Annotated in this window: 19 protein-coding genes; 6 read left to right on the top strand and 13 right to left on the bottom strand. The window is 69.8% G+C overall.

Annotated elements, in window-relative coordinates:
• Nucleotides 1-168 precede the first annotated feature (168 nt).
• The 5 genes from VGO10_RS09655 to VGO10_RS09635 form a co-directional block, all read right to left on the bottom strand.
• Nucleotides 169-1,143 carry a VWA domain-containing protein gene (locus VGO10_RS09655; RefSeq protein WP_327467632.1) on the bottom strand — a complete coding sequence of 325 codons (975 nt, stop codon included), beginning with the start codon at nucleotides 1,141-1,143 and terminating at the stop codon, nucleotides 169-171.
• Nucleotides 1,140-1,997, bottom strand: coding sequence for a DUF58 domain-containing protein (locus VGO10_RS09650; RefSeq protein ID WP_327467630.1), 858 nt, complete (start codon nucleotides 1,995-1,997; stop codon nucleotides 1,140-1,142). Before VGO10_RS09650 ends, VGO10_RS09655 begins: the two co-directional genes overlap by 4 nt.
• A gap of 62 nt (nucleotides 1,998-2,059) precedes the next feature.
• Nucleotides 2,060-3,088 carry an AAA family ATPase gene (locus VGO10_RS09645; RefSeq protein ID WP_327467628.1) on the bottom strand — a complete coding sequence of 343 codons (1,029 nt, stop codon included), beginning with the start codon at nucleotides 3,086-3,088 and terminating at the stop codon, nucleotides 2,060-2,062.
• A gap of 45 nt (nucleotides 3,089-3,133) precedes the next feature.
• Complete coding sequence (locus VGO10_RS09640; RefSeq protein WP_327467626.1) at nucleotides 3,134-4,105, bottom strand: VWA domain-containing protein; 972 nt, start codon at nucleotides 4,103-4,105, stop codon at nucleotides 3,134-3,136.
• Nucleotides 4,106-4,190: 85 nt separating this feature from the next.
• On the bottom strand, nucleotides 4,191-5,432 hold the full coding sequence (locus VGO10_RS09635; RefSeq protein ID WP_327467624.1) for a S1C family serine protease: 1,242 nt from the start codon (nucleotides 5,430-5,432) through the stop codon (nucleotides 4,191-4,193).
• 105 nt (nucleotides 5,433-5,537) lie between these two features.
• On the opposite strand from VGO10_RS09635, the gene VGO10_RS09630 reads away from it, so the two are divergent.
• A complete protein-coding gene (locus VGO10_RS09630; RefSeq protein WP_327467622.1) occupies nucleotides 5,538-6,437 on the top strand; it encodes an aldose 1-epimerase in 900 nt (299 codons plus the stop codon).
• Between the two features lie 41 nt (nucleotides 6,438-6,478).
• Here the strand turns inward: VGO10_RS09630 and VGO10_RS09625 are convergent, their stop codons facing one another.
• The 7 genes from VGO10_RS09625 to VGO10_RS09595 all read right to left on the bottom strand — a co-directional run bounded on the left by VGO10_RS09625 (nucleotide 6,479) and on the right by VGO10_RS09595 (nucleotide 15,442).
• Nucleotides 6,479-10,069 carry a homocysteine S-methyltransferase family protein gene (locus VGO10_RS09625; protein ID WP_327467619.1) on the bottom strand — a complete coding sequence of 1,197 codons (3,591 nt, stop codon included), beginning with the start codon at nucleotides 10,067-10,069 and terminating at the stop codon, nucleotides 6,479-6,481.
• A gap of 61 nt (nucleotides 10,070-10,130) precedes the next feature.
• The gene (locus VGO10_RS09620; RefSeq protein ID WP_327467617.1) at nucleotides 10,131-10,487 is read right to left on the bottom strand and encodes a hypothetical protein; all 357 of its coding nucleotides are present in this window, start codon (nucleotides 10,485-10,487) and stop codon (nucleotides 10,131-10,133) included.
• Between the two features lie 53 nt (nucleotides 10,488-10,540).
• Nucleotides 10,541-11,317, bottom strand: coding sequence for a hypothetical protein (locus tag VGO10_RS09615; RefSeq protein WP_327467615.1), 777 nt, complete (start codon nucleotides 11,315-11,317; stop codon nucleotides 10,541-10,543).
• Complete coding sequence (locus VGO10_RS09610; RefSeq protein ID WP_327467613.1) at nucleotides 11,314-11,877, bottom strand: RNA polymerase sigma factor; 564 nt, start codon at nucleotides 11,875-11,877, stop codon at nucleotides 11,314-11,316. Before VGO10_RS09610 ends, VGO10_RS09615 begins: the two co-directional genes overlap by 4 nt.
• Nucleotides 11,878-11,964: 87 nt before the next feature.
• On the bottom strand, nucleotides 11,965-12,549 hold the full coding sequence (locus tag VGO10_RS09605; RefSeq protein WP_327467611.1) for a hypothetical protein: 585 nt from the start codon (nucleotides 12,547-12,549) through the stop codon (nucleotides 11,965-11,967).
• 31 nt (nucleotides 12,550-12,580) lie between these two features.
• Nucleotides 12,581-12,940 carry a hypothetical protein gene (locus VGO10_RS09600; protein ID WP_327467609.1) on the bottom strand — a complete coding sequence of 120 codons (360 nt, stop codon included), beginning with the start codon at nucleotides 12,938-12,940 and terminating at the stop codon, nucleotides 12,581-12,583.
• 357 nt (nucleotides 12,941-13,297) lie between these two features.
• Entirely contained in the window at nucleotides 13,298-15,442 is a 2,145-nt protein-coding gene (locus VGO10_RS09595) for a glutamine synthetase III (RefSeq protein ID WP_327467607.1), read from the bottom strand.
• A gap of 152 nt (nucleotides 15,443-15,594) precedes the next feature.
• Between VGO10_RS09595 and VGO10_RS09590 the strand changes: the two genes are divergently transcribed.
• From VGO10_RS09590 to VGO10_RS09580, 3 genes are read left to right on the top strand one after another with little or no spacing between them, the layout of a single operon-like run.
• The gene (locus VGO10_RS09590) at nucleotides 15,595-17,169 is read left to right on the top strand and encodes an ammonium transporter (protein ID WP_327467605.1); all 1,575 of its coding nucleotides are present in this window, start codon (nucleotides 15,595-15,597) and stop codon (nucleotides 17,167-17,169) included.
• Entirely contained in the window at nucleotides 17,166-17,534 is a 369-nt protein-coding gene (locus tag VGO10_RS09585; RefSeq protein WP_327467603.1) for a P-II family nitrogen regulator, read from the top strand. The genes VGO10_RS09590 and VGO10_RS09585 overlap by 4 nt, the downstream gene beginning before the upstream one ends.
• Before the next feature lie 15 nt (nucleotides 17,535-17,549).
• Entirely contained in the window at nucleotides 17,550-18,800 is a 1,251-nt protein-coding gene (locus VGO10_RS09580) for a helix-turn-helix domain-containing protein (RefSeq protein WP_327467601.1), read from the top strand.
• Nucleotides 18,801-18,935: 135 nt separating this feature from the next.
• Here VGO10_RS09580 and VGO10_RS09575 read toward each other — a convergent pair whose 3' ends face one another.
• Complete coding sequence (locus VGO10_RS09575) at nucleotides 18,936-19,526, bottom strand: hypothetical protein (protein ID WP_327467599.1); 591 nt, start codon at nucleotides 19,524-19,526, stop codon at nucleotides 18,936-18,938.
• Nucleotides 19,527-19,784: 258 nt separating this feature from the next.
• Here VGO10_RS09575 and VGO10_RS09570 point away from each other — a divergent pair, with 258 nt between their 5' ends.
• Nucleotides 19,785-20,525, top strand: coding sequence for an ABC transporter permease (locus VGO10_RS09570; protein WP_327467597.1), 741 nt, complete (start codon nucleotides 19,785-19,787; stop codon nucleotides 20,523-20,525).
• Nucleotides 20,525-21,322 (top strand): ABC transporter permease, encoded by a 798-nt coding sequence (locus tag VGO10_RS09565; RefSeq protein ID WP_327467595.1) that lies wholly within the window; start codon nucleotides 20,525-20,527, stop codon nucleotides 21,320-21,322. The genes VGO10_RS09570 and VGO10_RS09565 overlap by 1 nt, the downstream gene beginning before the upstream one ends.
• Nucleotides 21,323-21,324 lie beyond the last annotated feature (2 nt).

The raw sequence follows: 21,324 nt of genomic DNA, 5'->3' as shown, positions 1-21,324 counted from the left end.
AGGTCGAGACCGACTCCCCCGCACCCCCGCGGACGACCGACCAACGCCGCGAAGCCCCGCTCCGCTCGCTCCCTCGGTGCCGACACACCACGCGGCGCACCACGACCAGCGCCTCGCACTGCTTACCCACCACGAACGCCCCGCGACCGTGACGCCGCGCGGCCTTCCCTACGGCAGCCGGCCCACGCGCGGGAGCGACAGCAGCCCCGCGGCCAGCAGCAGGATGAGGCCGGCGCCGGCGAAGCCCGCGGTGATCTCGCGCTGCTCGTGCTTGGTCGCGAGCCGCGAACCCAGCGTGGAGTAGATCGAGCGCAGCTGGTTGGCGTCGTCGCTCGTGAACGCGCGGCCGCCGGAGACGTCGGCGATCTCCTTGAGCGTCTCGGGGTCGGGCGGGACGGAGATCGGCGGGCTCTGCGGGCTGACGGGGTTGGGGATCGTCGCGTCGTCGGTGCCGAGCGCCACGGTGTAGATCGGGACGTGCAGGCGCTTGGCGATGCGGGCGACCTCGACCGGGTCGCGGCCCGTGGTCGTCTTGCCGTCGGAGAGCAGGACGATCGCCGAGGCGGGCCGTGCGGCCTTGCGTCCGTTGGGCGCAAGCGTGGTGAGCGCGACCTGCAACGCGTCGCCGGTGGCCGTCGCGCCGGCGGCGCTCTGGGCCTCGATCGTCGCGCGCACGCGGTCGCGGTCGGTCGTCGGCGCCAGCGTGCCGTCCGGCCCGTCGGAGTAGGCGACGACGCCGACGCGCGTCGGCTTGGGCAGCTTGTTCAAGAACGTCTCGGCGGCGGCCTCGGCGGCCGACAGCCGGTCTGGCTCGACGTCGGTCGCCGACATCGAGCCGGAGTGGTCGGTGACCAGGACGACCGACGCGCCCTCGACCGGCACCGCGACCGTGCGCTGGGGCTTGGCCAGCGCGAGCGCCAGCGCGGCGATCGCGGCCAGCGCCAGCGCGGTCGGCACGTGGCGGCGCCAGGGTGACACGGCGCCGGCGGCGCGTGCCAGCGTCGCGGCCGCGGGAAAGCGGATCGCGTACGTGGTCCGGCGCCGGCGCGCGGCCAAGAGCAGCAGCAGCGCCGCCGGTACGGCAAGCAGCGCCAACAGCCCGAGCGGCGCGCCGAAGCTCAGCGCAAGCGGCGTGGCGGTCATCGCAGTCGCCGCCCCAGGTGCAGCAGCCAGTCCTCGCCGGTGCTCAGCGGCGCGTGGTCGACGCGCAAGCGGCGTAGCTCGGCGGCCAGCGTCCCGCGGCGCTCGGCCTCCAGCGCGGCGAAGCGCTCACGCACCCGTGGCCGCGACGTGTCGACCTCCATCCGCTGTCCGGTCTCGGGGTCGACGACGGCGATCCGGCCCACGGACGGGATATCGGCCTCGCGCGGGTCGTGGACCTCGACGGCGAGCACGGCGTGGCGAGCGCGCAGCGCGCCGAGCGCGCGCGCCCAGTCGTGCTGCTCGCGGAAGTCGGAGATGACGACGACCAGCCCCGGCTGTCGCGCGATGCGCCCGACGCGGCCCAGCGCGTCGGCCAGCGCGTGCGGGTCGTGGCCGCCGTCGACCGCGACGCCGTCGGCCAGCGCACGGCGCAGCGCGACCAGCCCGGCCTTGGAGCCGCGCGGCGGCAGCAGGCGCGGCTCGCCCGCGCCGAAGGTGAGGATGCCCACGCGGCCTGCATGGCGCAGGGCCAGCCGGCCGAGCGCGAGCGCGACGCCCTCGGCGACGTCGGCCTTCAGGCGGGTGGCCGTGCCGAAGGCCATCGAGGAGGAGACGTCGATCGCCAGCCACGTCGTCAGCGTGCGCTCGGGCACCTCGAGGCGGACATGTGGCTCGCCGGTCCGTGCGGACGCCGCCGCGTCGATGCGGCGCACATCGTCGCCGAACACGTAGGGCCGGATCTGCGCGAGCTCGGTGCCGGCGCCGACGCCGGCGGCGCGCCGGTCACCCGGCAGCGCGCCGGCGACCCGCTGGGTCACGGCGATCGCCAGCGCGTCTAGCAGCGCGGGCGGCATCGGGCCCGGACCCTGCCGGGCGGCGGGCGGCGCCAACGGGATCTGTCGACCGCCGTCGCTCATTACGCAGCGGCGCTCCGCGTGGTCCGGTGCAGGTAGCGGTCGTCGGGCTCGGGCACGGCGTCGAGCACGCGCCCGAGGATCGCGTCGGCGGTGACGCCTTCGCTCAGCGCGTCGTAGGAGAGCACGAGCCGGTGGCGCAGGACGTCGGGCGCCAGGTCGCGCACGTCGGTCGCGTTGACGTACCCGCGGCCGCGTAGCATCGCCAGCGCGCGGGCGGCGTGGACGAGGCCGATCGGCCCGCGCGGCGAGGCGCCGAACTCGACCATGCCGGCGAGGTCGCCGAGGCCGTGGGCCTGCGGGTGGCGCGTGGCGTCGGCCAGCGCGACGGCGTAGGCGATGATGTCGCGATCGACCATGATCGTGTGGGTCGCCGCCGCATAGCGCTCGAGGTCGGGCAGCTCAAGGCGCTGGCGCACGACCGCCGCGGCGCCCAGCGACCGGCCCACGACCGCGGCCTCTTCGCCCGCCGTCGGGTAGTCCACGACCAACTTCATCAAGAAGCGGTCGACCTGCGCCTCGGGGAGCGGGTAGGTGCCCTCGGACTCGATCGGGTTCTGCGTCGCGAGCACCAGGAACGGACGCGGGACCGGGAAGGTCTGGCCGCCGATCGTCACCTGGTGCTCCTGCATGACCTCCAACAACGCCGACTGCACCTTGGCCGGCGCGCGGTTGATCTCGTCGGCGAGCAGGACGTTGCCGAAGACCGGGCCCAGCTCGATGTCAAAGCGCCCCGTGTCCGGGCGCCAGATGCGCGTGCCGACCAGGTCGGCCGGGACGAGGTCGGGCGTGAACTGCACGCGCTTGAACGTGCCGCCGACCACATCGGCCAGCGTGCGGACCGTCAGCGTCTTGGCCAGGCCGGGCACGCCTTCCAGCAGCACGTGGCCGCCGGCGAGCAAGCTGACCAGCAGCCGCTCGAGCATCGCGTCCTGGCCGACGATGACGCGCTTGATCTCGTGCAGCGCCTCGCCCAGCGCGCGGCGCGGGTCGTCGTGGATGTCGTGGGGGATCTCGGTGGTCTCGTCCATCAGTGTTCTCCTATAACAAGTTCTGCGGCGTGGGGTGAGGGGTCATCAGATCAAGCGGCCGAACCAGCGCAGCGATAGCGCCGCGCCAAGGGCGAGGAGCACGAGGCCCGCGCCCGCGAAGCCGGCGGTGATCTGGCGCGGCTCCTTCTTGGTGCCGAGCTGGGAGCCGAGCCGCTCGTAGACGGCAGAGAGATCGTCGGCCGACTCGGCGGTGAAGGACTTGCCGCCCGAGGCGCGTGCGATCGCCTGCAGCGAGGCCTCGTCGGGCGGGACCGGCTTGACGATCGTCCCGGCCGCCGGGTTGGACTCTGAGCGCGGCACGGTGATCGTGCCGCTGGCAGTGCCGAGCGTGACGGTGTAGACGGGGATCTTGACCTTGGCCGCGGCCTGGGCGGCGGCGACAGGGTCGACGCCCTTGGTCGAGGCGCCGTCGGAGAGCAGCACGATCGCCGACGGCGGCTTCTTGCCGTTCAGCGATGGCGTCTGGCGCAGCACGCGCGTGGCGGTCTGGATCGCCTCGCCGGTCGCCGTGCCGCCGCTGGAGCTCAGGCGGCCGAGGGCCAGCGCCAGCGCGTCGCGGTCGGTCGTCGGGTTGGCCAGCACCTGCGGCGTCTGGTTGAAGGCCTCGACGCCGACGTTGACCTGCTTGGGCACGCGGTCGATGAAGCGCTTGCCCGCACGCCGCGCGGCGACGAGCCGGTTGGGCTTGACGTCGGTCGCCAGCATCGAGCCCGACACATCGGTCAGCAACATGATCTGGGCGTGCTCGACCGGCACCGCCACCGTGCGCTGCGGCTTGGCCGCGGCGACGATCAGGATCGCGACCGCCGCCAGGAACGCCAGCAGCGGGACGTGGCGGCGCCAGCGCGGGCGGCGCGGGGCCACGGAGGCCGCCAGCGCGGGGGCGGCGAAGGCCGCAGCCGCACGGCCGCGGTCGCGGTGCAGGGCGACGTAACCGGCCGCCAGCGCCGGGACGGCGACGAGCGCGAGGAGGACGAGTGGGGCTCCAAAACTCACGGTCGGGCCTCCCCGGCCGCGCGAGGGAGCCTCTGGCGAGCTCGCGCACGCAAGCCGAGCCCTCTGGGCGAGGTCTTGCGCAAGGTCACGGCACCTTCGGAGGCTGGTCGGCGAGCACGGCATCGATCTTCTGGGTCTGGCCGTTGCGCTTGACGGTCATCGTGATCTTGTCGCCCGGCGCCTTGGAGTTGATGTAGGTCGACAGGTCCGTCGAGTCGTCCATGGGCTGGCCGTCGACGGCGGTGACGATGTCGCCGGCCTGCAGGCCCGCATCATCGGCGGGACCGCCGGTGGTGACCGACGTGATCGCCGCGCCCGACGGCGTCGACGGGCTGAGGCCGCTCGGAGCTTCGATGTGGACACCGAGCCACGCGTGGCTGACGGTCTTGCCGAGCCTGAGCCCGGGCAGCACCTGGCGCACGGTGTTGGACGGGACGGCGAAGCCGATGCCGACGTTGCCGGCCGAGAGGCCGTTGGTCGCGATCTGCGAGTTGACGCCGATCACCTTGCCGCCGTCGTCGAGCAGCGGCCCGCCGGAGTTGCCGGGGTTGATCGCCGCATCGGTCTGGATGACGCCGTCGATCTGGAAGCCGTTGGGCGCTGTCAGCGTGCGGCCGAGGCTGGAGACGATGCCCTCGGTCACCGTGCGATCGAGGCCGAAGGGGTTGCCGATCGCGATCGCGACGTCGCCGACGCTGACGCCGGTGGAGTCGGCGAACTGCAGCGGCTTGACGCCCGACGGGACCGCCGACGGGTCGATGTGCACGACCGCGAGGTCGCTGGACGGGTCGACGCCTTTGACGTCGCCGCGCAGCGTGCGGCCGTCGGTGCCGAACTTGACCTGCACGCTCGTGGCGCTCTCGACGACGTGGTCGTTGGTGACCAGCGTGCCGTCGCCGTCGATGAGGAAGCCGGTGCCGCTGCCGCTGCTGGTCCTGATCGAGACGACGGCCGGGCTGTCCTGCGCGTAGATCGTGCCCGCGCGGGTTTGGCCACGCGTCGGCGTGATCGGCTTGGAGGAGACGGCCGGCAGCGCAGCGGGCCGCGCGATGCCCTTGGAGGACGAGTCGTTGTTGTCGAGCAGCGCGCCGGCGGCGAAGGCGCCACCGCCGACGGCCAGGACGGTCACGGCTGCCAGCGCGATGATGCGGTTGCGGCCGAGGCCGGATCGCTCCTCGTCGGCGCCGGTCGCCGTCGGGTGGACGGTGGTCGGCGCCTCGTAGCGCTCGGGATGGGCGAGGCGCTCAGCCTCGGCCTCTGCGCGCCGGCGGGCGTCCTCCTCGGACTCGGCTTCCCACCCGCCACTCCAGATGTGCTTGGGCGTCATGACGATGACTCCTCGGACCGGCTCGTGCGCATGTCGACAGAGTTAGACAGGTTCCTGATGCTGGGCTGTTGAGCGGATAAAGGCTGGGTAAGAGAGGATGACGCGATGGCAAGCGACGTCGTGACCTTGCGGGACGGTGCGTGGACCTCGCGGTGGGTGCCGTCGGTGGGCATGGTCGGAGTGTCCCTCTTTGGCGCAGGTCGGGAACTGCTCGGTCAGCTCGGCGGGCTCGACGCCTATGCGGCGCGCGGATCCTCGTTCGGCATTCCGCTGCTGCACCCGTGGGCCAACCGGCTGAGCGGCTTCGCCTATGCCGCTGCCGGGCGGGACGTGGTGCTGGACGCGGCCACGAAACGGCTGCACGTCGACGACCACGGGCTCCCCATCCATGGTGTGCTGGCCGCCTACAAGGGCTGGGAGGTCCGCGAGGTGGGCGCGCAGACGCTGGTGGCCGAGCTCGACTTCGGCGCCGACCCCGAGTTGCTGGGCGCGTTCCCGTTCCCCCACCGGCTCACGCTGGAAATCGAGCAGACCGCGCGCCGCCTCTCCGTGGCGACGACGCTGACGCCGACCAGCGACCAACCCGTGCCGGTGAGCTTCGGCTTTCATCCCTACCTGACGCTGCCGGGCGTGCCGCGCGAGCGTCTGGTCCTGCGCGCGCCGGCGATGACGCGGATCCTGACCGACGGTCGCGGCATCCCGACCGGCGAGCGCGCGTCGGTGGCTGCGCGCCGTGGCGCGATCGGTGACACCGAGCTCGATGACCACTTCTGCGATCTGGGCCCAGCCCCCGAATTCACGCTCGCCGGCGGCGGCCACGAGCTGACCATGCGCTTCCTCGAGGGCTACACGCACCTGCAGCTCTTCACACCACCCGGAAGCCCCGCCGTGGCGATCGAGCCGATGACCGCGCCCACCGACGCGCTGCGCTCCGGCGACGGCCTGCGGCTGGTGACCGAGCCGTTCCGCGCGGTCTTCGAGCTCGACCTCGTCGAAGCGGCCTGACCGCGTAGGCGTAGCGGCCCGAATCGCGTCGAGACGGCCCGCTACGCCTGCGCGGCGACCCGCGCGTCCTCTTCGGCTACGCCGCCGTCGAGCGGATCGGAGTCGAGCTCCTGCGCATCGGCCTCGGCGAAGAGCGAGGGGTCGCGCTTTGAGCCCTTGATGATGTCGTCGGGCGAGACCGCGTCAAGTGGCTTGAGCTTGCCCTGCTTCATCCCGAAGTAGAACGCCTGCGGGTGGTGGGCGACGAGCGCGAGCGTGGACTGCTCGGGCACCGGCGCGTAGCCGTCTGAGAGCTCCATGCCGATCTGGGAGAGGTCGAGCAGCGCGTCGACCTTCTCGTGCTCGGACTGGTCGGGCACGGCCGGGTAGCCCCAGGAGTAACGGCGGCCCTGGACGGCGGGGATGCCGAGATCCTCGCGGACCCTGCTGTGCAGCCACTCGGCCAGGCCCTCGGCGGTCTGGACGCCGAGGCCGTGCACGAACAGCTGCTCGGCGAACTCGCCGTCCTTCTCCAGCTGGGCCATCAGCTCGGTGACCTCGTCGCCGACGGTGACGGTCTGCAAGGCAACTACATCAAGTTGGCCGCTCTCCTTCGGACGGAAGAAGTCCGAAAGGCACACGTGGTCGTTGCCCGGCTGGCGCGGGTTGACGAAGCGCTGCAGGATCGTCTCGCGGTCGCTCGGGTCGAGCACCACAATGTCATTGCCTTCGCTGTAGCAGGGGAAGTACCCCAACAACGCGCGCGGATGCAGGTAGGTCTGTTCCCGCCACATGCGCTCCAGGCGCGGGCGGAAGCCCTCGTCCTCGTCGGTGCCTTCTAGCAGCTGCTTCCAAGCGTCGCCCTTCACACCCTTGCCGCCCCAGTGCAGCTTGAAGAGCACGTGCGTGTCGAGGTGCGGGTAGACCTCATCGAGGTCGACGGGAATCTCGCGCACGCCCCAGAACGGGGGCTCGGGGACCGGGACATCGGTGGCCGCGGCGGAGCGGTCGGTGCCGGTCGTGATCAGAACCTCGATCTCCTCGCCCTTCTCGCGGAAGGCGTCGGCGTCGACCTTGAGCTTGGCCAGCAACTCGGCGCGCGGCTCGGCCTCCACGATCTTGTCCATCACGTGCAGGCCCTCGAACGCGTCCTTGCAGTAGAAGACGCCGGGGCCATACAACGCGCTGTCGTCAAGGCCATTGACATGCAGCGCGCGGTAGCCGAAGGCGCGGTTGATCGCCGCGCCGCCGATCAACACGGGGTACTCGAGGCCCGCGCGCTCCAGCTCCTTGACGGCCAGCGGCATCTGCTTCGACGTCGAGACCAGCAGCGCGGAGAGCCCGATCGCCGTCGCCTCGTGCTCCTTGGCCGCCTCGATGATCGTCGACACGGGGACCTGCTTGCCGAGGTCGACGACCGTGTAGCCGTTGTTGGTGAGGATGGTGTTGACCAACGACTTGCCGATGTCGTGCACGTCGCCGAAGACGGTCGCCAGGACGACGGTGCCCTTGGTGTAGCCCTCGATGCGGTCGAGGTACTTCTCCAGCTGGGCGACCGAGCGCTTCATGACCTCGGCGCTCTGCAGCACGAAGGGCAGGATCAACTCGCCGGCGCCGAACTTGTCGCCGACCTCCTTCATGGCGGGCAACAGCACGTCGTTGAGCACCGGCACGGCGCCGAGCTTCTGCACGGCCGCGTCGATCTGGGCCTCCACGCCGTCCTTCTTGCGGCGCAGGATGTGCCAGTGCAGCGCCTCCTCGGGCTCCATCCCCGCGGTGGGGTTGGCGACCTCGACCTCGGCCTCGCCGCCGGCTGACTCGAAGTGCTCGATGAAGCGCTGCAGCGCGTCCTCGCGGCGGTTGTACACCAGGTCGTCGGCGAGCTCCCGCTCCTCCTCGCTGATCTCCCCGTACGGCGTGATGTGATTGGGGTTGACCATCGCGAGGTCCAGGCCGGCCTCGACGCAGTGATGCAGGAAGACGGAGTTCAGGACGGCGCGGGCCGGCTGGCCGACGCCGAAGGAGACGTTGGAGACGCCGAGCGACGTCTTGACGCCCGGCAGCGCCGTCTTGACGGCGGTGATGCCCTTGATCGTCTCGATCGCCGACGGCTTCCACTCGTCGTCGCCCGTCGTCAGCGTGAACGTCAGGACGTCGAAGATCAGCAGCTCGGGGTCGAGGCCGTGTTCGTCGCAGGCGATCTCCTTGATGCGCGTGGCGATCTCGACCTTGCGCTCGGCCGTCTTGGCCATGCCGACCTCGTCGATCGTCAGCGCGATGATCGCGGCGCCGTGCTGGATCGCGAGCGGGATGACGGTGTCGGCCTTCTCGCGGCCGGCCTCCAAGTTGATGGAGTTGACGATCGCGCGGCCGGGCGTCTGCTCGAGCGCGAGCTTGATGACGTCGGGCTCGGTCGAGTCGATCTGCAGCGGTGCGGGCTGCGAGAGCGAGACGCGCTTGGCGACCATCCGCATCTGCTCGTCCTCATCGACGCGCTCGGTCAGCGCGACGCAGAGGTCGAGCACGTGCGCGCCACCCTCGACCTGGTCCTCGGCGATCTGCACGAGGCCGTCGTAGTCGTCGGCCAGCAGCATCTCCTTGGCCTTGCGCGAGCCCTGGGAGTTGACGCGCTCGCCGACGAGCGTCGGGGCCGGCTCCTGGACCAGCGGCGTGGCCGCGATCATCGAGGAGAGGTGCGGCTGGCGCGGCGCGGGGCGCACGCCCGGCTTATGGTCCTTGACCCGCTCGGCGATCGCGGTGATGTGGTCGACGGTCGTCCCGCAGCAGCCGCCGACGATCGACACACCGTGCTGCTCGACGAACTCGCCCAGGACGGCCGCCAGCTCGTCGGGGCCCTCGGGGAAGATCGTCTCGCCGTTGCGACCCTGCTGGGGCAGCCCGGCGTTGGGGATGCAGTGGATGGGCGTCGCGGAGAACTCGCCGAGGAAGCGGATCGCGTCGCGCATGTCGTTGGGGCCGGTGGAGCAGTTCAGGCCGATGACGTCGACCTTGAGCGCCTCCAGCGTGGCGAGCACGGCGGAGATGTCGGTGCCCAGCAGCATCTTGCCGCCGTTGGGCAGCAGCGAGACCGACGTCTGGATCGGGAGGACCCGGTTCTCCAGCTTGAACGCCTCGCGCGCGCCGAAGACCGCGGCCTTGACCTCCAGGATGTCCTGAGCGGTCTCGATGATGATGAGGTCGGCGCCGCCACGGACCAGGCCCTGGGCCTGCTGGGTGAAGATCTCGACGAGCTCGGCGAACGTGATGGCGCCGAGCGTCGGGTCGTCGGAGGCGGGCAGGTGCCCGGTCGGCCCGATCGAGCCCGCGACAAAGCGGTCCTCGCCGACCGCGCGCCGGGCGATCTCGGCGGCCTTCTGGTTGATCTCGAAGGTGTGCTCGCCGAGGCCCCACTCCTCGAGCTTGAGGCGGGAGGCCTGGAAGGTGTCGGTCTCGACGACCTCGGCGCCGGCGCGCACCATCGACTCGTGGAGCTCCTGGATGACGTCGGGCCGGTGCAGGACAAGCGCCTCGTGGCACTTGCCCTCCAGCCCGCCGTAGTCGGCCTGGGAGAGCTCGAACTCCTCCAGCGTCGCGCCCATCGAGCCGTCGAAGACGACGACATGGTCACGGGCGGCGGCCAGGAAATCGCGCATGCCCGGAAGGGTAGCGCAACCTTGACACAGTTGTGTCAGGGTATGGCGTGCGGCGAGGGCCTCAGTAGGTGAAGCGGATCTGCCGCGCTCCGCGCGTGCAGGTCACCCGCAGCGCGCGGCGCTGGTTGCGCTGGACGGCCGCGCAGCTGTAGCCGAGCTGGAAGCACGGCTTGCGGAAGCCGATATGGCCCTTGCGGTCCAGGAGCTTGATGCAGCCGACCGGCGCCTTGGCCCCGGCGCGCTCGGCGACCTTGCGGGCGTTGGCGCAGGTGTCGCCAGAGACCGTGAGCTGCGCCGGGCTGCGCGACTCGGTGAAGCCCGCCTGGCATTTCGACGACTTGCCGCTGGCGCCCGAGGCCCCGACGGCGAGCCCCGCCAGCGCGACCATCACCACGACGACTCCCGAGATTCGCTTCATCGCCTTCAGGGTCGCGCAGACCGTCGCGACGGTGCCTAGCCGGACGAGGGGGATCAGGCGATGACCCGGAAGGCCACCGTGTCGCCGGTCGCGGTGCGGTAGCGGATCGTCGCGCTGACCGGCGGCAGCACGTAGACGTTGTCGTTGACCGACTCGACGTGGTGGAAGCCGTTGTCGTCGGTGACCTCGATCTGGTGCACGCCGTCGGGCAGCACGCCGTAGATGTTGTCGCCGTCGGAGACGCTGACGCCGTACTTGCGCGCGACGGCTTCGGTCTCGCAGCCGGTGTCCATCGCGTCGTCGCCGATCGCCTGGGGGCCGACACAGACAAAGCCGTTGCCCGGCATCAGCCAGACGCGGTGGCCGTTGACGGTCGCCATCACGCGGGCCTGATCAGGGGAGAGGCCGAACTGTCGCGCATGGGCAGCGGCTTTGCGCACGACGGCGTTGTCGCGATCGTCGGCGGTCGCGGGCCTGCCGAGCCGTGCGTAGGCGTCGCCGAGCGCAGTCGGGAGCGCCGGCAGCGCCTCACGGGGAACGACGTGGCCACCAGGACCGACACCGAGCGTCGGCAGCGGCGCCTGGGGCGGTGGGGGGTCACCGGTCAGCTCGACGACGGCAGCGGTGACGGTGACCGGGACGGCGGCGGCGACGAGGGCGAGCACCAGCGTGCGTCGGCGCACGCGGCGCCAGCGCGGGGCCGGGCGGGCCGGGGCCTGGGGCTGCGCGGTCACGGCCGGCCGCCCGTTGGCGCTGCCTGATGGCGCCGTCTGCGGCATGGCGGCCGCTGCGATGACCAAGTTGGTCTTCTGCTGTGGCACGTAGGTCATTCGCTCGGCTCCACGGTGTTGCGCAAGGCCTTGAGCCCGCGGCTGACGGTCTTGCGCACGACGAGCTCGGAGCACTGCAGCTGCTCGGCGATCTCGTCGTAGGGGCGCTCTTCGAGCACGCGTGCGCGGATGGCGTCGCGCTGCCGGACGGGCAGCTGCGCCAGCGCCGCCATGAGGGCCGGGCCGTCGGATTCCAACGCGGCGATCGCGTCGAGGTCGACGTCGACCAGCGCCACGGGCTCCCAGTAGGCGAGACGCCGCCGGGCCTGCTCCTCGACCTTTCCGCGCCGGATGCTGGTCAGCAGCGTGTTGCGGGCGATCGTGAAGATCCACGCGGCGGCTGAGCCACGCGCATCGCCGATGAACCGATGAGCGGCGCCGAGCGCCGAGGCGAAGACCTCGCCGCTGAGGTCGACGGCGACCTCAGGGTTCCGGGTCCGGCGCAGCAGGTAGGCGAGAATCGGCCCTTCCCAGCGCTCGTAGAAGACGGCGAAGGCCTCGGCATCGTCCTTGGTCTGGCCCAGTAGCTCGGCGTCGGTGGCGTTGGCCCGTGGCCCCATGTCCTTATGAATCCGGTTGCGCCCGGAGTGTGACCGATCGGCGGCGCGCCCGGACGAGTCTCCGGGTGCGCCGCCGGTGGCCGCGAGTCAGCCGCCCTGGGCCACGGCGAACGACTTCCAGCCGCCCGGACCGTTGAGGGCGACCGTGACATCGCCAGTGTCGAGCGTGTAGACGCTGGTGCCCGAGGGGAGGCCGACAGTCGTCGTCGCGCTAGTGGCGTCGGTGACGTCGACCGTCGTGACGCCATCGGGCACGAGCCCGTAGACCTCCGTGCCGTCGCCGACGGTGATGCCACGAGTGATGACGGCATCGCTCGGCTCGCAGGAGGCGCCCAGCGAGCCGTCGCTGGTGTCCTCGAGCGCGAGGCAGAGCGCGCCGTTGGCCGGCACCAGCCAGATCGGGCCAGTGGCGGTGGACCCGACGACGCGGGCGTCGGTGGGGGCGAAGCCGCGCTGGGCCGCATCGGCGAGCTGCGTGACGAGGCCGTTGGCAGTGTCAGCAGTGCTCGGCGCTTGGTCGAGCACCGCGAACGCAGTCTTCTGGGCCTCCGTGGCCGGCACCGCCTCAGTGCTGGTGGGCGGGGCGGGTGGGGGATCGTCGGCTTGCGCCAGGTTGAGGGCTACAGGGCCGCCGACCCCGCCGACCGTGGCGATCGCAAGAGCCGCAGCCATACGCTTAGAGATTCTCATTTTGCTGCGCTCCTTAGTACGAGTAGTGGGTGGACGTGTCGAAGATGATGTCGCTGCCGGTCGAGTTGTCGACCCAGCCGTGGTAGCAGCAGGCGCTGTTCTCGACGCGCGCGGCGAAGCCGCCGCTGGTCGAGCAGGCGCGCGTCCCCGCCGTGGTCTTGGTCGCCGAGGCGTAGCCGGTGGTTCCGGTGTCCTTTGCGACGCAGAACCCGTTGTGGTTGCCGGTCGCCTCGATGTAGCTGATCGAGTGGGCGTCCACGCTGGCGTAGCCGTAGCCCTGGACCAGCGTGCCGCTGAACCAGTGGTCGGCGCCTGCCAGTGCCGTGGCCACCGCGCTGAGCAGCGCGACGGCGATCACCGCACAGACCATCATCCCGCGCCGGACCCTCGTCCTCGGGGCGCGCGAGGCTGAGACAAGAACTTCCATGTTTGACTCCCTTCCGGCCCGATGGCCGAAGGTGTAGGTGATGATAATCGCGCTGAGCGGTTTAAAAGCGCTCAGGAGTTAGAATCAATACCGGATGCCACCCGCGTGGGACCGCACAGCGGAATTTATGGAGGTTCTCGAAGGCGAAGCGCACGCTTGCGCGTCCGTCGACCCTGCCAGCTGGCAGGAACCTAGGAACGACGCCCGGGCGCCAAGCTCCTGACGCCGTCAGGAACGACAGAGGCCCCGTGGCGCGTGCGCCACGGGGCCTCTGAACAACGTCTGCGCGCTGCGCCGACGGGGCTACTTGATGAACAGCATCTCCGAGTACTTCGGCAGCGGCCACAGGTCGTCGGCGACGATGCGCTCGAGCTTGTCGGCGACGGTGCGGACGGCCGTCATCGCGGGGATGACCGTGTCGCGCATGTACTTGGCGTGCTTGATGCCGCCGTCGGGGCCCTCGTGGTCGTTGGCCTGCTCGAGCGCCAGGATGGCCGCGTACAGGTCCTCGACGAGCGGCTCGACCTCTTCGGCCAGGCCGGCGACGCCGCTGGCCTTGAGCTCGGTCAGATGGCGCACGGCGGCGGGCAGGATCAGCGTCCGGGCCATCGAGGCCGCGGTCTCGGCCTCGATGTTGAGCTTGGTCGCGTACTGCTCGACGAAGACGTCGTAGCGCGACTCGAGCTCCCTCGAGGAGAGGACGTTGTAGGCCTCAAAGGCCTTCACCGTCTGCTTGTTGACGATCCACGGCAGCGCGTCGGGCGTCGTCGGCAGGTTGTAGAGGCCGCGCTCCTTGGCCTCTGCGTGCCACTCCTCCGAGTAGCCGTCGCCGTTGAAGATGATCGCGCTGTCGGACTCCCAGACGCCGCGGACGACCGCCGGTACGGCGACGCCGAGGTCGCCCTTGGCGGCCTTGAGCTCCTTCTCCAACTGCTTGGTCAGCTCGTCGATCGACTCCGCGACGATCGTGTTGAGCACCGTGTTGACGAAGCCCAGCGACATGCTGGAGCCCAGGGCGCGGAACTCGAACTTGTTGCCGGTGAACGCGAACGGCGAGGTGCGGTTGCGGTCGCCGCCGTCGCGCGGCAGGTGCGGCAGCACCTCGGCGCCCAGGCCCATGAGGCCCTTCTTGACGCGGCGGCCCTTGCCGGTCGCGATCATCGTGAACGCCTGCTCGAGCTCGGCGCCCAGGAAGATCGAGATGATCGCCGGCGGCGCCTCATTGGCCCCGAGGCGATGGTCCTGGCCGACGTTGGCGACCGACGCGCGCAGCAGCGCCTGGTGCTTGTTGACCGCCTTGATCACCGCGGCGCAGAAGAACAGGAACTGCGCGTTCTCGTCCGGCGTATCGCCCGGGTTGAGCAGGTTGTGGCCGGTATCGGTGCCCATCGACCAGTTGTTGTGCTTGCCCGAGCCGTTGACGCCGGCAAACGGCTTCTCGTGCAGGAGGCAGACGAAGCCGTAACGGCGTGCGACGTTCTGCATGACCTGCATCGTCAGCTGCTGGTGATCAGAGCCGACGTTGGAGTTCTCGAAGATCGGCGCCAGCTCGTACTGCGCGGGGGCGACCTCGTTGTGGCGGGTCTTGACCGGCACGCCGAGCTTGCGCAGCTCCTCTTCGGACTCCATCATGAACGCGAGGACGCGCTCGGGAATCGAGCCGAAGTAGTGCTCGTCGAGCTCATGGCCCTTGGGCGGCTTGGCGCCGAAGAGCGTGCGGCCCGTCGTGTACAGGTCGGGGCGCTCGAAGTAGTACTGCTCGTCGATGAGGAAGTACTCCTGCTCGGGCCCGACCGTCGTGAAGATCCGCTGCGCGTCGGTCTCGCCGAACAGCTTCAGCGCCTTCAGACCGCTCTTGGACAGCGCGTCCATCGAGCGCAGCAGCGGGATCTTGTGGTCCAGCGCCTCACCCGTCCACGACACGAAGGCGGTCGGGATGCACAGGAACGTGCCGTTGGGGTTGTCGAGGATGAACGCCGGCGACGTCGGGTCCCACGCGGTGTAGCCGCGGGCCTCGAAGGTCGCGCGGATGCCGCCGGTCGGAAACGACGACGCGTCGGGCTCGCCCTGGACGAGCTCCTTGCCCGAGAACTCCGCGATCGCGTGGCCATCACCGGTCGGGTTGTAGAAGGAGTCGTGCTTCTCGGCCGTCAGGCCGGTCAGCGGCTGGAACCAGTGCGTGTAGTGCGAGGCGCCCTTCTCCATCGCCCACTCGCGCATCGCCTGGGCGACCGCGTCGGCGAGCGTGGGGTCCAGCGGCGTGCCGGACTCCAGCGTGGCGAGCAACTGCTTGTAGACATGCTTCGGCAGGCGAGCGCGCTGCTCGTCGATCGTGAAGACGTTGGCGCCGAAGGCGTTGGCGCCGGGGGCGGTCAGATCGGTGGTGCCGAGGGCGCCGCCGTTGACCGACCACTGGGCGGCCGTGACGTTCTGCTGACGGGAACTCATGGGGCGGGAACTTCCTCCTGTGCGTATTCGGGGCCCGGCGGGCACGCCGAGCCTATTTCTCGCGCGCGTAGGACACCTTGTACCGATGTCCAAACTCCGATGAAGGCGCTTCGCCCTGAAGTAGGCCCGCCCGCCCAGACCATCTCGACCAGATGGCGAAGGACGGTGGACGATCTTTCGACATCGGGCTAAGGACCCTCGACCTCCTGAGCAAGAGACTGCCGAGGCACGCTCGACTAGGAGGTCACATGAGACGTTCCCTGACGGCCCGCGCGCTGATGTTTGGCACGCTCGCCGCCCTATTGGTGCCGGCAACGGCATCCGCAGACATTTTTGACGCCGCCGGCAAGGGCTTGCCCCAAAGTGTCGGCATCAACTCGATCTGGGTCATCACCGCCGGTGTGCTGGTGATGTTCATGCAGGCCGGGTTCGCGTTCCTGGAGATCGGTTTCTCTCGAGGCAAGAACGCAGGCACCATCGTCGCGAAGATCCTCGTGAACTTCTCGATCGCGGCAATCCTGTATTGGGCCGTCGGCTTCGCGTTTGCCTTCGGCCACGGTGATGGCGGCAACCTCATCATCGGCACGCACGGGTTTTTCCTACGCGACTATGGCGATCCGCTGACGGCATTCCCGATCATGGGGTTCTCGGACGCAACGATCGAATCGAAGTTCTTCTTCCAGTTCGTCTTCTGCGCGGTGTCGCTGGCGATCGTCTGGGGAACCACGCTGGAGCGCGTCAAGTTCGGGGTCTATGCCCTGTACGCGATCGTCTTCTCGGCGATCATCTACCCGATCGCCTCGGGCTGGGTGTTCGGCGGTGGCTGGCTGCAGGTCAACGTCCACATGCAGGACTTCGCCGGATCCACGGCGGTCCACCTCATCGGCGCCACCGGCGCGCTCGCGGCCCTGCTGCATCTGGGACCGCGCAAGGGCAAGTACGGCCCTGACGGCAAGCCACGGGCGATCCCCGGCCACAACATGCCCTTGTTCGGCTTGGGCATTTTCATCCTGTGGTTGGGCTGGTTCGGGTTCAACCCGGGCTCGACGCTCAATGCCCTGGATGGTCGCTTCCCTGAGGTTGTGCTGACCACGAACATCGCCGCCGCCGGCGGCGTGCTCACCGCGGTCCTCACGGCCTACTGGAAGACCAAGTCGATCGACATCGGCATGGCCGGCAACGGCGCGATCGCCGCGCTGGTCGCGATCACGGCGCCGTCGGGCTACGTGCTTCCCTGGGCCGCGCTCGTCATCGGCATGGTTGCCGGTGTCATCGTGGTGCTCGGCGTCTACTTCGTCGACAAGTACATCGATGATCCGGTGGGTGCGCTCTCGGCACACGGCATGGCCGGTATCTGGGGCACACTCGCCTGCGGCATCTTCACGCACCCGACATTGGCCGCGTTCAACACGGTCGGTAGCGGTGGCTTGATCTACACGGGCAGCTTCAACCAGCTCGGCCGCCAGGCCCTGGGCGTGGTCGTGGTGTTCGCGTTCGTGTTCACGTTGAGCTACATCGCCTTCGGCATCATCAAGGCGACCTACGGGATGCGCGTCTCCGAGGAGGAGGAGCTGGCCGGTCTGGACATCTCCGAGCACGGCATGTACGGGTACCCGGAGCAGTTCATTCCGGCTCCGGAGCTCGTCGGCTACGGTGCGGCCCCCCAAGGGACCGCCGCAGCAGGCGCCGGGCCCATCGCAACCCCGACGGAGGTTCCCGCAACATGAAGATGGTGGTGGCATACATCCGCCACGAGGCGTTCGAGCCGATTCGCACGGAGCTCCTCGACCTCGGGTTCCCCTCGCTGTCCATCAGCGAGGTGAAGGGCTCGGGGCGTCAGAAGGGCATCACCGAGCGCTATCGCGGCGCCGAGCTCACGAACTACCTCCGGCCGAAGGTCAAGCTGGAGTGCGTCGTGGCCTCGGGTGACGTGCAGACGATCGTGGACACGATCCTCAAGCACGCTCGCACCGGTGCCGTCGGTGACGGCAAGGTGTTCGTCATGCCGATCGAAGAGGCCTACCGCGTGCGGACGGGGGAGGCGGGCGAGGAGATCCTCCAGGCCCACCCCGACGCCGCGCCGGCCGCTTAGGAGATCGAGAAACCCATGGGCGAGGCGGCAGGCAACATGGACCCTGCATCCCAGTCTGCCGCCTCCCCGGCCGGTTCGTTGGTGGAGCGGCTGCGGTCGGTCCACCTCAAGATGGTCGACGCCGTGCTGGGCGGCGATGGCCTCCAACAAGTCGCGGCGCTGGCCGCGGAGGCTGCGGGCGCCCCAGTGGCGATCGTGGTCCCGCGGCTGGACGCGGCGGCTGCGGCCGGCGGGGAGGGGGGCGTGCGCGAGCAGGTCCTCGAAGAGGTCCGGCGCTATGTCGCCGACCGCGTCCGCGACCGGCCGTCGCAGGTCCCCGAGGCGCTGGCGGCCGAGGTGCCGATCCAGTCGGGCGACGATGTCGTCGGGGCGGTCGTGCTGCTGCGCGATCCGGACCCCGCCAAGCCCGGTCCGCACCCGGAAGCCGCAGATTTCTTGCACCTTGCGGCGGTCGCATGCCTGACCGAGGTGGCCGTCGAGGAGGCCAAAGAGGAGGTCGAGCAGAACCTGCGCGGCTCCTTCTTGGAGGACTTGCGCTCGCGGCCCGATCTTGAGCCGCGCGAGGTCGTGCGGCGCGCCGCACGGCTCGGCTGCGACTTGGCGCGCGGTGCCGTCGTGCTCTGCGCCGAGCTGACGACCGACCGCCCGCGCCACGTGATCGCGACGATCACCGGTGACGAGCCCGGCGCGCTGGCCGAGCACCTCGACGGGCGCGTCTACGCGATCCTGCCGGGCACCGGCGGCGATGATGCGCCAGACACCACCACGGCGCGCGGTCGTGCGTTGGCAACGCGACTGCGCCGCCACGGGACCGTCGGCGTCTCGAGCTTCTACTCCGATCCCGCTGAGCTCCCGCGCGCGATCCAGGAGGCCGAGCTGGTCCTCGACGTCCTCAAACAGGGCGAAGGCGGCGGCTGGGACGGCGTCCAGGACATCGGCACAGGCACCTACCGGCTGCTCTTCCGCGTGCTCGCGTCGCATCCGGAGGAGGTGCGGAGCTTCTACGAGGACACCGTCGCGCCGATCGTCCGCTACGACGACCAGTACCGGACCGACCTCGTCGGGACCCTCGAGGCCTACCTCGAGCAGAACTGCAACATGAACGCGACCGCCTCGGCGATCTACGCGCACCGCCACACCGTGGCCTATCGCCTCGAGCGCGTGAAGGAGCTGACGACGCTCGATCCGATGCTCTCCGAGGATCGCGAGCGCCTCGGCCTCGGCCTGAAGGCCTATCGCATCATCGCCCCGCGCCTACCCAAGTAGGCAGTCGCGGTTTGCGGGCCGCCCGCTCGCGCCTGAGGGCCGCCGGCGCGCTTGACGGGCTGGCGCCCGCCGGCACTGCACCGTCGACCCTCAGCCACGACCGTTCGGGCCGCAAACCGCGCCTACTGGCGCGGGTTAGCTGGCGTTGACGATGTCGCCGGTCTTCGGATCAACGGTCACCGCCGGGGGCTTGCTGGCGACACGGACGCGGAAGATGCCGGCAGGATCCTGACCATTGGCGGTGCGGGCGACGGCCTTGCCGTTGAGTCCGGCCGCGACGTGCCAGCGCAGCAGGTGCGTTCCGGCGACGACCGGCGTGACGTGCCACTCGAAGCTCTGCGTGCGCCCGGCGGCCAGTGGGCCGAGGGCCCAGGTGCTGACGTAGGCGGTGTCGCCACCGTGCGGGCCTTGGTCGACGATCCACAGCTGGCGCGTCGGATCGGCGAGGTCGGGGCTCGTGGAGCGGGTGGTGAAGCCGGCGCCGCCCTTGGCGTCGTCATCGGAGGTGATGGTGACGGCGACGTTGGGGATCGTCTTGCCGGAGTCGTTGCGCACGACCACCCGCATCACGGCCGAGTTGGCGAGCCGCTGATGTGGCGGGAACGAGGCCTTGAGGACCTTGACCTTGAAGGTGCCCGACGGCTCGTTGGCGTCTTGGCGCTCGCCACCGCCGCAGCCCGCGACGAAGCCGGCCGCGACGATCGCGGCGACGCTCGTCGCCCACAACGCTCTTCTGCACCCCTCCACTGCGGCGGGAACGTACCAGAGGGAGGTGTCACGTAGCGCAGGTGGAAACTCAAGAGCACGTCGGGTTCCTGGTTGGCAGGGGTGACGGCGGTCACATAGACTGCCGGCCGTGCGGGTGGCCTGCGTGTGCGGGTGCACCCGAGGGTTGCTAGAGGAGAGGTCCGAGAACGCGTGGTCAGCACGGTTGCCGATCGGGCATTCGCCCCGGCGAAGAGCCTGCTCGAAGAAGTAGGCGACATGATGATCTTGACGGGGAAGACGATGGTGTCTGCCCTCCGTCCGCCGTACCCGTACGGCAGTGAGTTCGTCGGGCAGTTCCTCTTTGCGCTGCGCCTCTGCTGGCTGCCGCTGTTGATCTCCACCGTCGCCGTCTCCTACGGCGCGCCGGGCCTGCAGGCCGCGAACTTCCTCATCCTCTTCGGCGCGCTGGACCGCCTCGGCGGGTTCTTCGTCCTGGCCGTCATCCGCGAGTTCGCGCCGTTCGTCTGCGCGATCATCGTGGCCGGCGTGGCGGGCACCGCGATCACCGCCGACCTCGGCGCGCGCAAGATCCGCGAGGAGCTCGACGCGCTGCAGGTCCTCGGCGTCGACCCGGTCAAGAACCTCGTCGTCCCGCGCTTCTTGGCCCTGATGCTCGTCACGGGCCTGTTCGACATCTTCGCCATCATCTTCGGCATCACCGGCGGCCTGATCGCGACGATGGTCAACGGCGCGCCGCTCGGCCCGTTCTGGGCGACCTTCTTCACGAACGCCTCGACGACGGACCTCTGGGGTTCGTTGTTGAAATGCACGATGTTCGGGGCGATCACCGCGATCGTCTGCTGCTACAAGGGGATGACGGCCAGCGGTGGTGCCGAAGGGGTCGGCAAGGCGGTCAACCAAGCGGTCGTGATTACGTTCCTGGGCGTGTTTGCCTTCAACTACGTGTTCACCCAGACCTTGCTCGCAACCCATCCTGAGATCACGGTGATCCGCTAGTGGCCGGCTGGTTCGCCCTTCCGCGCGAGTGGATCTCGTCCTTCGGTGAGATCGCGAAGTTCAGCGGCAAGATCCTCGGGCAGGTCTACAGCCTGCGGGTCCTGCGGTTCTTCGGCGAGACGCTGCGCCAGTGCGGCGTGCTCATCCTCGGCTCCACGATCGTCATCTGGGGCCTGGTCTTCATCGTCGGCCTGCAGTGCGGCATCGAGGGCGCCTACTTCACGCGCGCTCAAGGCGCCCCGGCTTACAGCGGTGTCTTCGCCGCCTGGTGCGACCTGCGCGAGATCGTGCCCTACGGCTTCGGCTACATGATGGCCGCCAAGGTCGGCACCGGCATCGTGGCCGAGCTCGGCTCGATGCGGATCTCCGACGAGATCGACGCCCTCGAGGTCATGGGCATCGACTCCGTGCTCTTCCTCTGCGCGACGCGCCTGCTGGCCTCGTGGCTGGTGCTGCCGTTCATGTACATGGCGGCGGTCGGTGCCGGCTTCTTCGCCAGCTACCTCGCCGTCGTGCAGCAGATCGGGGAGGTGAGCTCAGGCGGCTTCTCCCTCATCTTCTGGATGTTCCAGAACCCTCCCGATCTGCTCTACAGCGTGATCAAGGGCATGGTGATGGCGACGGCCATCGTCCTTGTGGGGTGTTACTACGGCTACCACGCGGGCGGCGGACCGGTCGGCGTGGGGACAGCCACCGCAAAATCGATGGTTATGAACATCGTTTTGGTGCATCTCATCGGGATGTTGGGAACACAGGTGTTCTGGGGCGCCAATCCCCGGGCCCCAATCGGAGGCTGACC

The sequence above is a fragment of the Baekduia sp. genome (genome assembly GCF_035996765.1).
In the GTDB taxonomy this organism is placed as follows: domain Bacteria; phylum Actinomycetota; class Thermoleophilia; order Solirubrobacterales; family Solirubrobacteraceae; genus Baekduia.
The sequence above is the reverse complement of the archived record's forward strand: the minus strand, read 5'-3'. Positions and strand labels throughout refer to the sequence as shown.

What these genes read in the sequence shown, in the direction of transcription:
- VGO10_RS09655 (WP_327467632.1), bottom strand. Translation starts at nt 1,143, where the DNA reads ATGACCGCCACGCCGCTTGCGCTGAGCTTCGGCGCGCCGCTCGGGCTG.
- VGO10_RS09650 (WP_327467630.1), bottom strand. Translation starts at nt 1,997, where the DNA reads ATGCCGCCCGCGCTGCTAGACGCGCTGGCGATCGCCGTGACCCAGCGG.
- VGO10_RS09645 (WP_327467628.1), bottom strand. Translation starts at nt 3,088, where the DNA reads ATGGACGAGACCACCGAGATCCCCCACGACATCCACGACGACCCGCGC.
- VGO10_RS09635 (WP_327467624.1), bottom strand. Translation starts at nt 5,432, where the DNA reads ATGACGCCCAAGCACATCTGGAGTGGCGGGTGGGAAGCCGAGTCCGAG.
- VGO10_RS09630 (WP_327467622.1), top strand. Translation starts at nt 5,538, where the DNA reads ATGGCAAGCGACGTCGTGACCTTGCGGGACGGTGCGTGGACCTCGCGG.
- VGO10_RS09625 (WP_327467619.1), bottom strand. Translation starts at nt 10,069, where the DNA reads ATGCGCGATTTCCTGGCCGCCGCCCGTGACCATGTCGTCGTCTTCGAC.
- VGO10_RS09620 (WP_327467617.1), bottom strand. Translation starts at nt 10,487, where the DNA reads ATGAAGCGAATCTCGGGAGTCGTCGTGGTGATGGTCGCGCTGGCGGGG.
- VGO10_RS09615 (WP_327467615.1), bottom strand. Translation starts at nt 11,317, where the DNA reads ATGACCTACGTGCCACAGCAGAAGACCAACTTGGTCATCGCAGCGGCC.
- VGO10_RS09610 (WP_327467613.1), bottom strand. Translation starts at nt 11,877, where the DNA reads ATGGGGCCACGGGCCAACGCCACCGACGCCGAGCTACTGGGCCAGACC.
- VGO10_RS09605 (WP_327467611.1), bottom strand. Translation starts at nt 12,549, where the DNA reads ATGGCTGCGGCTCTTGCGATCGCCACGGTCGGCGGGGTCGGCGGCCCT.
- VGO10_RS09600 (WP_327467609.1), bottom strand. Translation starts at nt 12,940, where the DNA reads ATGATGGTCTGTGCGGTGATCGCCGTCGCGCTGCTCAGCGCGGTGGCC.
- VGO10_RS09595 (WP_327467607.1), bottom strand. Translation starts at nt 15,442, where the DNA reads ATGAGTTCCCGTCAGCAGAACGTCACGGCCGCCCAGTGGTCGGTCAAC.
- VGO10_RS09590 (WP_327467605.1), top strand. Translation starts at nt 15,595, where the DNA reads ATGGCGAAGGACGGTGGACGATCTTTCGACATCGGGCTAAGGACCCTC.
- VGO10_RS09585 (WP_327467603.1), top strand. Translation starts at nt 17,166, where the DNA reads ATGAAGATGGTGGTGGCATACATCCGCCACGAGGCGTTCGAGCCGATT.
- VGO10_RS09580 (WP_327467601.1), top strand. Translation starts at nt 17,550, where the DNA reads ATGGGCGAGGCGGCAGGCAACATGGACCCTGCATCCCAGTCTGCCGCC.
- VGO10_RS09570 (WP_327467597.1), top strand. Translation starts at nt 19,785, where the DNA reads ATGATGATCTTGACGGGGAAGACGATGGTGTCTGCCCTCCGTCCGCCG.